Source organism: Mangrovibacterium lignilyticum, assembly GCF_010882175.1.
GTDB lineage: Bacteria > Bacteroidota > Bacteroidia > Bacteroidales > Prolixibacteraceae > Mangrovibacterium > Mangrovibacterium lignilyticum.
Window position 1 is genome coordinate 1057307 of record NZ_WKLH01000002.1, and the last position, 12771, is coordinate 1070077.

Here is a 12771-nt window from a genome sequence, read left to right on the forward strand (position 1 = left end):
GACTATCATTTTTGCCTTCTTAGCTCAGCTGGTAGAGCAGCTCATTCGTAATGAGCAGGTCGCGGGTTCGAATCCCGTGGAAGGCTCTGGTTTAACAAGCTTCGAGTGCCGCCTGTAACTGCGTCACCAAGCCGTCCCTTTTTTTACGCGATGGGGTGTACCGCGCCCACAAGCGGGCTTTTTCGTATTTCCGGATATGATCCCAGCGCTGTCCGCTTCGCAGGTAAACTTCCACATCGGTACAGACAATGCAATAGCCGGAAAAAGGGCAAGCCGTTTCTCCCTGGTAATTACAAAAATCGATGTGATTGTCGCCCGACGAAAACTCCAGGTGTTCTTCGCGCCAAAAGCGGATAATAAATTCATAGCGCAGGTGCGGCGGAAAGTTAACCGGGAAATCGAGTACAAAATGATAAACCCGCAACAGTTTTTCGAGTTCGTTGGCCAAAATTGCCAGCTGTTTCTTGTCCAGTGTATCGTTTGCCGGCAGCAGTTCGCAGTCGATTCCGGTGATGGCCGATATGGGCTCCTTTTCACCGTAAAGGTATTGCCAGCCGGTATACGACCAGGCAGCGAATTCACCGCCGGGTTCCAGCGGATGTGGATTTTCCGCGCGTTGGCGAATGGTTTGCACCAGTTGTTCAAAACCATCGCCTCGATTTAACAGTCCTTCGGGATTTGTCATTGTTTTCTGTTTTCTGATTTGACATGTTTAGCTCTCATCCCTGATTCCCAAATAATGCGTTGCGTGTTTTTAACTGCTGATGTGATTTTGCCGGGATCGTTACAGGCCCGCTACTTCGGTGTTTTCTTCGCGGGTTTTCGAAGCTTTGAGTGTCGCCATCGTCTCGCCGATCAACTCGTCAATTTCAGCTACATAAGTCTGCATAGCCACATCTCCGGTTTCTTCGGCGAAGGTTTCCAGGGTCTCCACCAGCTTGATGATCGCAAGACGCAATGGCGTTCGATACTTCGACACGGTTGGTACCTCGATGGCCCCCTTCTGAATACGCTGCTCCTGGATGGCTTCAAACCCGGCCTGCGCCTCCGTGAGCGGCGTAAGCCACATGACCGGCAGGTTGAGCAAAGCGACTTCGGCAGCATAGTAGGCGTTCATTTCTTCAATACACTTGGCAATAGCCGTTGTTTCCTCGTCGTAGCTGTAAGTCTGGGCACTCCAGCCGTATTTCCGAATCAACGCTTCCAGCTTTTCAGCTGCAGCACGAATGCTCCCGTCCGGGCTTTTCAGAAAGGAACTGATATAGGATTTCATCCCGTTGAAGTACTGATCGCGTTTATCGTCGGCAGCCGCAGCTACAGGCGTTAAGGGATCTTTGGGGTCGTATTCCACTCCTTTGCTGAACGACTGGTATATTGTTTCCAGTTTCACAGCGAGCGAGTGAAGAACTCCGTCTGATAGTTTGGTTGAGTCGACAATATTTAACAGGGCGCGAACAAAAGCGTAAAACGCCGCCCCATTGAAGTAGTTGAAATTTAGTCCATTTTTCATTACGATAATTTTATTTCCTTAAGTTTGAATAGATTGATCGGGAGACCGGCCTACCGGCCTCTGCAACAGACCTGCTTAGACAAGACCTGCTTACCGATAGCTGTTTTCGAAAAGATCTCTTTTCGTTAGGTAATCAAACAATTCCGGACACCAACTCGTGTTGTCCCATGGTCAGGCAACTGGCTTCTCCCTGCTGCGAGTTGAAGCTTTTCGCCAGGCAACCAGCTTCTCGTTGCTGCCGATTGAAGCTTTTCGCCAGGCAACTGGCTTCTCCTTGCTGCCAGTTGAAGCTTTCCGCCAGGCAACTGGCTTCCCCATGAGCCGGTTCGAGCTTTTCGCCTGGCAACTGGATTCCCCTTGCTGCCGGTTCGGCCCTGTCAACCGTTGACAAGCTTCCCAGGGGAGCAGTTTTAGCGTTGAAACCGCTTAAAAGTTTAATTGTCCTTGAAAAATCACATCAGCATGTCAAAGAACACGAGAGGTTTAGGACCCTGAAGGTCCTGATTGTATGCGTTTACTAGTTTTTATGGATTTGTTCGTTTAAAGCCTGCTCGTACAGCGGACGAAGATCGTCGTAAATAACCTTTGCACGCAGATCGCCATCAGCTGCTTTTTCCTTCACATGGTAGTAGTAGGCGGTTGCATGGCAGTAGGCCTTCTGGTCGAAAAAATCCCGCAGTTGTGCGATCACCGGTAAAACGTCTTTTAAAACGTCCTGCAATTTCCGGTATCTCTCCTCATCCTCGGGACTCAGCCAGTCCTTTTCTTCGTACTTTTTCATCTGTCCGATGATTACTTTCATGTCTACTGCGATCTTGAGTGCGAGCTCAACCAGCTTAATTTTGCTTTCTTGTTTCATAATCCTGTTTCCTCTTCATAACGGATTTGATATGGCTATGCAAAAAACACACCATCTCCGGGTTTCATAAAGTTTGTACCGATTCGAAATAAGTCTATTATTAGTCCTGTCAACCTGTTACAAATGCGATTCGAGTATTAAATTTACGACATTCTTTTGTTCAATTCCAAATCCATTTTGAGAAAATTGAATATAATTTGCAACATGCTATATGGAACGAAACGAGTCATCATGTACCGCAATCGGTGTCGTCAGGCTCCGGCTACCGGTTTCCCGGCTTTGGCTTCAAACCATCCAGATTGCAAAAACAAAAGAGCCATGGGGAACATGACTCTTTTGGCGGCTAACAGGAAGGAAGGGAAGTGGGAAACCTGCAGCCTTTTTCAACTATATTGCTTTTAGAATTTGCGTTTGTTCTATTTTAAATCCGGCATCTCGTCGCGTGTAATCACGTCACTGTTATTGAATGCATCAATCCACCAGTCAGCATTGGCGTGTTCGTGATCGGTACTGCTGAAATCACTCTCATTAACATCGTTTGTTCGGTTGTAATCGTACCAGGGCATGAAATAAGACCATTTTGCGCCGGCTGACCATTGGCTGGAAATCGTGGCAACACTTCCGCATTCGCTTAAGGTTACCATCTTGGTGTTGTAAGTCTCTTGAATCCCGGTGTAGGCTGCTGCAATTGCCGCAGCATCCGGTTGGTTGTAAATATCCCGTCCAACGATATCCACATAAGCATCACCCGGATAAAAGGCATTGTCTTTGGTTTGCGTTGTCCATACCCAAATGAGGTTATTCAAGCCCTGCGCTTCGAAATAGTCGAACATATAAACCCACAACGCCTTATAAGCGTCGGCACCATCGGCGCCCCACCAAAACCAGGCTGTTCCTCCGTTATATTCATAAATATTGCCGGCTGCTTCGTGCAAAGGCCGCCAGATAACGGGGATATTTTTTGCCTGCAAAAGCTTGAGGTAACCAGCCATTTTCTCCAAATCAGCGTCAATAACGTCCTTTTCCCAACGTCCTGCCACTACCGCATTGGCTGCGCTGAAACTGTTGTTTTCGGTGTAAAACGAAAAGGTTTCCGAGCCTTCCGAAACCGGCACATTCCAATGCCAGCCGGCAGCCACCAACCCATTCTCATTCCACCAATCCTCAACAACAGCCGTATTTGAATAATCGATCCAGTTGGCCGGCGAGCTTTGCAGATGCACATAGTCGAACGTGGCCATCGCCGGATACTTGCCGGTATGCTGATACACCCACTCGGCTTCATTTACATTCCAACTCACATTGGCCATTGCTGCCGACACCGCTTTGCTCCCGTAATTCTCCAACAGGAATTGAAACACATTGACTGCCTCCGGCGACGGATTAGCCGTCACAAGCGTTTGATTCAGGTTAACCGGAATCGATGCTTCGGTTGTAAAGGAAAACTGAACGGACTCGGCCAACAGCACGCCATCCATATTGATTAAAGACCCTTTGGGAATATTAACCACATAGGTTTCACCTTTCACCATGGCCGCAATAATCCGTATTTTAGTGTATGCTTCCTCAACATCCACCGCGTTACCATTCACCGTTATTCCGTGGTTTTCGACCAGGTAAACTACCTCGCTGAAGGTCACTTCAATTTGGGTTGAAGGACTGACATTCTCATCATTATTTGCAGGTACGCTGCTTTTAAATACAGGCGGTTCCTTGACAACTTCTTCCTCGCTGCCCGAGCAGCCCAGTAAGAAAATCAACGCTAAAGCAACTACTATTTTAGTCTTCATGTTTATGTATGCTGAAAAAAAGAAAGACCGTTCAGACAATCAAACGGCCTTTCCCAAAAATTAAAGAAATCTACTTATTTAAGGTCAAGTCTGAAATTATCGAATGAAATGCCGGCTGGAATTGGTCCTCCATAAAGACCATTGGTTCCGCTGGACAAATCCAATGTTCCGGACAATCCCAATGCCGTTGCTGGAACAGATATGGTTATCCATTTTCCGTTTGTTGAAGCCGGTAATAATCCTGAACCATACCAATACCAGCCGTCTCCCAGCACAAATTGCAAGGCCGCATTTTCAGCTCCCGTCACTCCTTCCTCTATCCTGACATCCAGCTTGAACGCATAGTTATCAATGTTCGCGACAACCGGTCCTAACGCGCCGTTAGCCTGGTGGTTACAGTTAATCAACCATGCATCTCCTGAAGCTTCTGAATTAATTCTGAAGAACGTATTACCATTCTCTTCCAGTATTTCTGAAATACCGGACCAACTATTATCCCAATAACCATTGTGATCACCATGTTGCTCGTAATCATTGATCATGATTGTTGTTGGTAAAATCGGGTCCGTTCCCGGTATTTTAAACTCAGGAGAGGTGATTTCTGTCAGATCAAAGGCGATTAACTTTAAGGTAACCGTTCCGGAAGTTGCATTTTCGGGAACATAAACTTCGATCATCGTTTCCGACCGTATTCCATACTGCGTTGCCTTAATGCCATCCTGGAATATGACGGACTCTACAAAATTCAGTTTTGTACCTTCAATAACCATTAGTTGTCCCGGATAAACCTCACTCGTAATTGAGGTGATAACGGGCGTATTCGGAGTGGTAATATCCAACGATTCGGTAGATTCCACCTGATCTCCATTGATTGTAACAAGTTTTATAGTGCCACTTTCGGCCGCTTCGGGAACAGTCACCGTTAGCGAAGTTTCAGAATCGGGAGCGACGTCAACACTTAAATTGCTGTTGAACACCACAGACCTTACCAAATCCAGATCCGTTCCGGTAATGGTAATATCATTGCCGGCAATAAGCGCCATTGGATCTATCGCAGTGATTGTTGGTTTAACCAGGCTCAGCTCAGCACTGACCGCGCTCTTATTCGAAAGCGTTGATACGGTTACCGGTCCTGTCACCGCCTCATCGGGCACAGTGACTTGTATTTCAGTTTCTGATTGGCTTACGATGGTTGCCTCAACGTCTCCACTAAATGTAACCACCGATACAAGATCGAGATCGACTCCCGTAATCGTCAAATCAGCCCCCGTTTTACCCGGATTTGGAGCAATTGCAGTAATCGTTGGTGCCATCATCGTCAACTCATCAACTGATTCAATTTTTAGATTTGAAGCGGTGATCACCGCGATGGTGCCATCCTGCGCATCTACCGGCACAGTCACCTCAATTTCAGTTGCACTCTGCGACACGAAAACGTCTTCGCCAACACTCTTATTCCCGCTAAATACAACTGTTTTAACCAAATCCAAATCGGTACCACTTAGGGTTAATGTTTCCCCGGCTTTGATTTCAGCTGGCGTAAACGATCCGATTTCGGGTAGCGTGACATACAAGGTATCCTCTGTTGCAATGACAATCGGATCGGCCGCACCGTTGGAAATAGCGATTGGACCCGTTTGTGCTTCTGCGGGAACAATCAGCTTCAACTCTTTTCTCGATTGACTGGTAAACAGGGTACTGTCAATGCTTATATTGTCCGAGAAAATAACTTCAGCAATCAAATTCAAATACTCACCGGTGATTGTCAATTCACTTCCGGGTTTTATTGAATCCGGCGTAAAGGCATCAATGGCTATTGGTTCCGAATAGCCCATCTGTGTCTTCGTTACGATATCCCCTTGCGGGGTTTTCAATGTCACGAAGCCCACTTCAGCCGTTTGCGGTACTGTTAAGGTCAACAGGGTTGAAGTAACCGATGTAAATTCAGCTGCCGAAATTTCAATATTATCCGGAAGAATAATTGATGTTACCTGATCCAGGTTTTCGCCAATAAACTTGAGTTCAGCTCCACGGGCAATTGGCATCGGACCGTAACTGAACAGTTCGATTTTGCTACCGCCGTTATCGTCGTCATCATCATTGCATGATACCAGGACCATGCTTGCACCTGCCACAAATAAAATCAGAATGAGCAGGAAATGTTTTATTTTATTATTTAGTCGATTTTTCATTTCTGTCAGTTTCTAATTTTTAATACTTATTGGGCACAATTCTGAAATTGTCAAAACACATGTCACAGTCTAAAGCAGTTCCTCCGAAGATCGTTAACCGGGTATAGTAACCATCAATGGTGACTATCATTTCGGATCCTGCAGCAACATAGGCATCCACCATTTCTTTAAACGATATCGTCACTGTCGCCCAATTCCCTTCGCTATCGTACGGAGGATTCCACGTATATGAGCCGGGGTCATAACCTGTTAACCCCAAAACGAGCCTTACACCACTACCGTTAAACGGTTTTAAGGTATTGACTTCAAATTTCAGGCTGTACAACTCGGGATGCAAGATGGCATCATCAGGTATATTTTTGCTAAGAGCTCCCATGTCAGAGGGTGAGCCGGCAGCAACATCTGTCCAGCCCCAGGCCCCGATTTGCTGCTTGACACGGATATAGTTTCCGTTGATCAGTTCCGGATCTCCAGTCCCCGGATTTGACACCACATAATTTGAACCCGCCCAACCAACGAAAGGATCGCTATTGAGTACGATATTCCGGTCGTCACGGAATTTGAAGGAAGACAAGCCGGTTCCAAAATTTGATCGCACAGCTAGTTGTCCAGGAGACGTTCCCTCAGGCACCATCACTTTGATCGTTTCATCTTCAACCGAAACAACTTCCCCCTCCAAATCTCCGGGGAAAATAACAGTGAGCGGCTCGTAGAAATAATTGCCGTGAATAACTGCGACACCACCATCATTCACATATTCACAATCCATTGAGGTCACACTTGGTTTGTTAATAGCTACTGTAAAATCGTGTGCCAAACTCGTTCCGTCGTCAAAATACAACACCAACTGGTTATTTACTTCTTCCGGAACCTCCGCCGGAACACGAACCAAAACAGACGAATTTGTAATGTACGGGGTTGTGATTTCAGCTGCAATATTGTTGAATTCAATGCGAACAGTACCACCCAGGTTTTCGCCCATAATGGCTATCAGTTGTCCCTGACCGGCGCTTACAATCAACGAATCGGCTGATTCCGGCGCTGTAATCCGGACATAGTCAATTCTCGGGACTCCTGAGGTATCCTCGTCATTACATGCACTGTAAATAGTCCCGAGTGTGATTACGACCAGTGCCAGATATATGTATCGAAATTTTGTTTTCATCTTTATCAATTTAAATTTCAAACTAGTAACTCCAGGATTAGTTACTTGCTGCGTAATAATCAACCGGATCTTCTGTCAAGCTTGGCATAGCTCCTAAATCAGCCGTTGGAATAGGCAGGTAAAAATTTCCTTCGGTCGCCGTAACTGATCGCTCTGTATGCCATGACGTTTTTACGAATTTCCAGGAGTTCGGATTTGGGTAGACATCCGGGTAGATGGCGAATAAGCCCCGATCCTGATTATTCAGGATGCTCAACGCCTTAGCTTTGTCGTAAGAGAAAATATTGCTCAAATCGTACATGAACATACTTTCCATCGCAAATTCGAGGGTTCTCTGTTTGAATACATCATCGAATGTGAAGTACGTTTTATCCCCATCTCCTTCTTCGTTTGGCAGATTACTTAACCCTGCCCGGCGACGAATTATATTGACATATTCCAGTGCCGTTGCATCCGACGATTGCTCATCGTTTCCAAGCGTTGCTTCCGCATATATCAGGTATATCTCAGCCAAACGGAGCATGTAGGTATTGTTCGGATAGTGTTGAGAGGAAGCCTCTCCACCTACGTCTCCAGCCTTACCAACGATGTATTTTTTTGTACAGGCGAAGCTGGCATCGCTGGTGTTATTCGGGTAAATACATTCCCGCTGACCAACAGTTCCATCATCCGCCGTATAATCCTGTGTGATTTCCGGATAATGTGCTCCCGGCAACATGAATGTGTTATACAATCGGGTATCGAGTGTCGCCCCCTGAATCGTATCACCGGTTGTACCAACCTGGTTAATCCCCTCATATTGAGAAATTATATACCAGGATGCACCATAAGCTCCTCCCCATCCATCGCCATTACCAATGTCGGAGCTGTAAGCTAAATAGGCAGGTACTGAATTACTGGGTCCCCACGCAGTGGAGTATACCCATTGCAGTTCAAACAGCGATTCATTGTTATTATCGTAATTATACAGGAACAGCGACCTGTAATCATCCAACAACGACTTACCGCTATTTTGAATCACATCCTGTGCATAATATCGGGCGCTGTCCAGGTACATTTCATTGCGGACTCCACCAGCTGATTCAACACCTGCACGCGACAAATAGAAACGGGCCAGCATCCCTTCGGCGGAGTACTTTGTAATGCGTCCAGTGGCGTACGGTTCTTCAGGCAGATCAGTGATAACTGCCCGCATCTCGCTGGTCAAGAACTCCCAGATACTTGAAATCGTATTTCGTTTAGTATCTGTTGAGTTCATGATCTCAATGTTGTCTGTAATAATTGGAACAGCTCCCCATGCCAAAACCAGGTTGCGATAAGCACAAGCGCGCATAAACCGAGCTTCTGCAATGGCCATTTGTTTTACTTCATCCGAAACATCTGCTGTAGCATAGGTATTGATATTTCGGATCGCCAGGTTCGACTGTTGAATCACTGTAAAAAAGGCATTCCAGGCAGCAATGACTTCTGAATTGTCGCCGTTGGCGTTAAACGCACCAAATTCCCGGCTATTCCACGGAGCCATCAGAATACCGCTTCTTAAGTCTCCAATGCTAAAAGACGCTTTATCGTTGTAATCAAACCACATCCGGCTGTAAAGCGGAGCGGTTGCTGCCATCACTTCTTCGTCAGTTTTATAGAAATCAACGTCGGTCAGTGAATCTTCAGGTGGTCTCACCAAATAATCCTCAGAACAATTGGTAAGAGCAAAAAATCCAATGAGGCTGATTAGCCAGCTATATTTAAATATCTTCATAATTTTTGCTTATCAAAAGTTTACCATCAAATTAAACGTATAGGTTGGAGTCAACGGGTAACGTCCGGTGTCAATTCCTATGGCCTGGTTGGCACTGGAAGCCTGACTTCCGACATAGGAGCCAACCTCAGGATCATAACCTTTGTACTTCGTCATTGTATAGATGTTCTGAGCACTAAATGCGAGTCGGACGCTTTTAACAAAGCCTGTTTTGTTCAATAACGCCGCTGGCACAGTGTACCCCAGCGTTATGTTTTTAATTCTGATAAATGATCCGTCTTCCACCCATCTGCTGGAAAAACGAGTCCAGTTGCTATTAGGCCCATATGAAATCCGGGGTAAATCGGTATCCGGATTGACCAGATACACATCCCCATCTCCGCTGGTCGCTAGCTTTGCGTAGTCTATTGCGTCTGTCATGAGGTTTCTCCCTACATTGATCTGCGACGGGTTCGAATTAACCATGCGCACATAATTGTAAATATCGTTTCCATAATTGAACGTGATCATGACACTTAAGTCCAAACCTTTATAAGTGAAGTTATTGGTTAGACCACCAAAGAACTTTGGCCATGGATTACCGATGTATGTCCGGTCATTAACATCAATAACTCCTTCAGCACCATCCTCTCCGCCAACATTTTTATATTTTACGTCACCAACCCAGACACCATCCTCACTGATTTCTAGTCTATTCCCATTCGCGTCGGTTGGAATTGCACTGTTATAAATTTCGTCAACAGAGTTGAAAATTCCGTCGTATTTATACCCCATAAACATCCACGGCGAGTAACCAACGGCTGTTCGCTGTGTCCAGTTATTCATCCACCACGAAGTACGATCGAAGAATCCCAGTTCACTATTAAGCGTTTCCACTTTTGTTTTAACACCGGAGATATTAAAATCCATATCCCATCTAAAGTTGGTTGTCTGGATGTTCGTTGAATTCAAAGCAAACTCCCAACCTTTATTGCTGATTTTACCGGAGTTTACAGTCGGAGAACTGGCTCCTCCATTACCCGAACCTCCCATGAATCCGGGAAGACTTGCATCAAAAATCAGGTTATTCGTTGTTTTCTTGTAGATATCCGCTTTTATCTGAATGCGATTCCCAAACAAGTGGATATTGATCCCCAAGTCGTTGGTCATGGTTTCTTCCCATTGTAAATCCGGGTTGGAAATTTTACTTGGCGAGAAGCCTGTTCCCCATTCGGTCGCGGTGGTCTGTAAAGGGGAATAGATCCCGGCCCCTCCTCCTGAGTTACCGGTTAACCCGGTTTCGAAACGGAGTTTCAATTCATTCATGAAAGGCATATCAAACCAGCTTTCATTACTGATTCTCCAGGCTGCCGAACCAGCAGGGAACACTCCCCATCGGTTATTAGCACCAAAATTGGAAGAACCATCCCCTCGTATCGAGGCCTGAACAAGATACCGATCGTTGTAATTGTAATTAACGCGTAAAAGATAGGATTCCATGGCCCAGGAACTGCTCCCGCCACTGGCAACAGAAGTACTTTCATCACCAGCATTCAAATCCATGATATCATTGGTCAGAAAGCCCGTGCGGGAACCCGTATTTTGTTTCCAACTTCCTTCTTTGTATTCGTGCAGAGTAGTGGCATCGATGGTGTGCTCTCCAAATTTATTGTTGTACGTTAACTGTTGATCCCAGCTGTAAAAAGTACTAACTCCCATAAAATCGCTAAAGCTGGCCCGATCAACTACATACCAGCCAATCTTCATCTTCGGACTAAAATAGATCGCATTACGGGTATCGTAACTTCCGTTTACTGATGTTCGGAAAACAAGGCCTTTCACGAGATCAGCCTCTAGATTGAAACCGCCATTGAGCTCTCTCCGCACATTTTCATTCGTTCTTAAACTGGCAATAGCGACCGGATTAATCGGCGCATATTGATTGGACCCTTCTTTTGTTTCAAATCCACCCCAGCTGCCATCGATATTCTTAACAGGTACTTGTGACGTGTTTTGCAAAGCATTACTGATAACCCCTTCCTGGGTGGTGGTTAAAATTTCTTTGATCTGTCTGAAGTTGCCGTTTTCCCGTAACCGCAACCACTTTCTGGGCTCCTGTGAGGTATTTATTCGTAAGTTATAGCGTTTAAATCCCGAACCTGTAGCTACGCCCTCTTGATTTAAAAACTCTCCGGAAATATAATAAGTTGACAACTTCCCTGCTCCACTAAAACTAATTTGATGCTTCTGCATGGGAGCATTTTTAAATAATTCCTCTTGCCAATCTGTACCTTCACCCAAAATCGAGGGATCAAGGAATTCTTCCGGCGTAGTCCCTCCTGCAATTGCATGAAATTCTTTGACCATTTGAGCGTATTCCCTCAGGTTCATCACATCCAAATGCTTAGGTGTGGTTTGAACTGAATAAGAGAAATTGTAAGTGATATCGGCCTCTCCTCTTCGCCCCCTTTTAGTTGTAATAATAACAACACCGTTCGTGGCTCTGGACCCATAAATAGCAGTTGCTGATGGCCCTTGAAGGATTTGAACATCCTCAATATCCGAAGGGTTGATACCTGACAAAGCGTTAGATGAACTTGTATTTCCATACTCTACAGAGGAGCCGCCAATCTGAAGACCATCTATCACATACAATGGTTCAGTTGAGCCATTGATGGTACTAACTCCCCTAATTATCATAGACATTCCACCACCGGGTTGACCTGAGTTCTGAGTGACATAAACACCAGCGGCCCTCCCCTGAATCGCTTGCTCCAAGGTCGTATTGACCGTCTTTTCCATTTGTTCGGTGGATACACCGACCTGAGCTGTTGTTAGATTCGTTTTCCGTACAGAACCATAACCTACTGCAACAACTTCCTCCAAGCCGATTGTTTCTTCTTCCATAACCAAGTCAATCACCGATTTCCCGGCAACCGGCACTTCCTGTGATTTCATACCTACGAACGTATAAACAAGAATCGCATTCGACGGAACATCCGGCAAGGAATATTTACCATCGAGGTTTGTAATCGTTCCTGTACTCGTTCCCTTAATAGCAATTGTTACTCCTGGTAAAGGTTCATTCTGCTCATTTAGAATGGTTCCCGAAACAGTAATCGTCTGTTCGACCTGCGTTACTCTCTGATTGGGCGATAGCACAATCTGTCTACCAAGTATGGTATACCTGATCGAACTTTCACCAAACAGTTCATGGAGCACCTCGGCAATATCCGAGTCAGTGGTCGTTAACGTATAAATTTCATTTAAATCCAGTTCGGAGCGGTTATACGCAAATCGATACTTACTTTGACTTTCAATTTGCAGGAGTACCTCTTCGAGTTTAGCTCCTCGCTCGGAGATCGATATTTTTGCTGATTGAGTATATGAATCAAGCGCAAACGACTCGAATACACAAACCAACATGAAAATAAGTGCTATACGCATCATACGAATGATTTTTTTTAAGGCATGATGATCCCACACCTCACACCTGTTCATTTTTTTCATAAATTTGGTT

The 12771-nt window shown here is 45.5% G+C and carries 9 protein-coding genes and 1 tRNA gene; 1 reads left to right on the plus strand and 9 read right to left on the minus strand.

The window, feature by feature from the left end; genetic code table 11:
- The first annotated feature begins 13 nt into the window (after positions 1–13).
- Positions 14–86: transfer RNA gene (locus GJV22_RS11430), tRNA-Thr, on the plus strand.
- 5 nt (positions 87–91) lie between these two features.
- Here GJV22_RS11430 and GJV22_RS11435 read toward each other — a convergent pair.
- The 9 genes from GJV22_RS11435 to GJV22_RS11475 all read right to left on the minus strand — a co-directional run bounded on the left by GJV22_RS11435 (position 92) and on the right by GJV22_RS11475 (position 12761).
- Positions 92–685 carry a hypothetical protein gene (locus GJV22_RS11435; protein WP_163713218.1) on the minus strand — a complete coding sequence of 198 codons (594 nt, stop codon included), beginning with the start codon at positions 683–685 and terminating at the stop codon, positions 92–94.
- A gap of 99 nt (positions 686–784) precedes the next feature.
- Complete coding sequence (locus tag GJV22_RS11440; protein WP_163713221.1) at positions 785–1510, minus strand: DUF6261 family protein; 726 nt, start codon at positions 1508–1510, stop codon at positions 785–787.
- 133 nt (positions 1511–1643) lie between these two features.
- The gene (locus GJV22_RS11445; RefSeq protein WP_163713224.1) at positions 1644–1901 is read right to left on the minus strand and encodes a hypothetical protein; all 258 of its coding nucleotides are present in this window, start codon (positions 1899–1901) and stop codon (positions 1644–1646) included.
- Between the two features lie 126 nt (positions 1902–2027).
- Entirely contained in the window at positions 2028–2369 is a 342-nt protein-coding gene (locus GJV22_RS11450; RefSeq protein ID WP_163713228.1) for a hypothetical protein, read from the minus strand.
- A 416-nt stretch (positions 2370–2785) separates the two neighbouring features.
- On the minus strand, positions 2786–4159 hold the full coding sequence (locus GJV22_RS11455; protein ID WP_163713231.1) for a glycosyl hydrolase: 1374 nt from the start codon (positions 4157–4159) through the stop codon (positions 2786–2788).
- Positions 4160–4233: 74 nt separating this feature from the next.
- A complete protein-coding gene (locus GJV22_RS11460) occupies positions 4234–6351 on the minus strand; it encodes a glycan-binding surface protein (RefSeq protein WP_163713232.1) in 2118 nt (705 codons plus the stop codon).
- Positions 6352–6370: 19 nt separating this feature from the next.
- The gene (locus GJV22_RS11465; RefSeq protein WP_163713235.1) at positions 6371–7516 is read right to left on the minus strand and encodes a glycan-binding surface protein; all 1146 of its coding nucleotides are present in this window, start codon (positions 7514–7516) and stop codon (positions 6371–6373) included.
- Positions 7517–7553: 37 nt separating this feature from the next.
- Positions 7554–9272: a RagB/SusD family nutrient uptake outer membrane protein gene (locus GJV22_RS11470; RefSeq protein WP_163713238.1), complete on the minus strand. Its 1719-nt coding sequence runs from the start codon at positions 9270–9272 to the stop codon at positions 7554–7556.
- A 12-nt stretch (positions 9273–9284) separates the two neighbouring features.
- The gene (locus tag GJV22_RS11475; RefSeq protein WP_163713241.1) at positions 9285–12761 is read right to left on the minus strand and encodes a SusC/RagA family TonB-linked outer membrane protein; all 3477 of its coding nucleotides are present in this window, start codon (positions 12759–12761) and stop codon (positions 9285–9287) included.
- Positions 12762–12771 lie beyond the last annotated feature (10 nt).

Coding starts and splice junctions, on each gene's coding strand:
- GJV22_RS11435 (WP_163713218.1), bottom strand. CDS start 685: ATGACAAATCCCGAAGGACTGTTAAATCGAGGCGATGGTTTTGAACAA.
- GJV22_RS11440 (WP_163713221.1), bottom strand. CDS start 1,510: ATGAAAAATGGACTAAATTTCAACTACTTCAATGGGGCGGCGTTTTAC.
- GJV22_RS11450 (WP_163713228.1), bottom strand. CDS start 2,369: ATGAAACAAGAAAGCAAAATTAAGCTGGTTGAGCTCGCACTCAAGATC.
- GJV22_RS11455 (WP_163713231.1), bottom strand. CDS start 4,159: ATGAAGACTAAAATAGTAGTTGCTTTAGCGTTGATTTTCTTACTGGGC.
- GJV22_RS11460 (WP_163713232.1), bottom strand. CDS start 6,351: ATGAAAAATCGACTAAATAATAAAATAAAACATTTCCTGCTCATTCTG.
- GJV22_RS11465 (WP_163713235.1), bottom strand. CDS start 7,516: ATGAAAACAAAATTTCGATACATATATCTGGCACTGGTCGTAATCACA.
- GJV22_RS11470 (WP_163713238.1), bottom strand. CDS start 9,272: ATGAAGATATTTAAATATAGCTGGCTAATCAGCCTCATTGGATTTTTT.
- GJV22_RS11475 (WP_163713241.1), bottom strand. CDS start 12,761: ATGAAAAAAATGAACAGGTGTGAGGTGTGGGATCATCATGCCTTAAAA.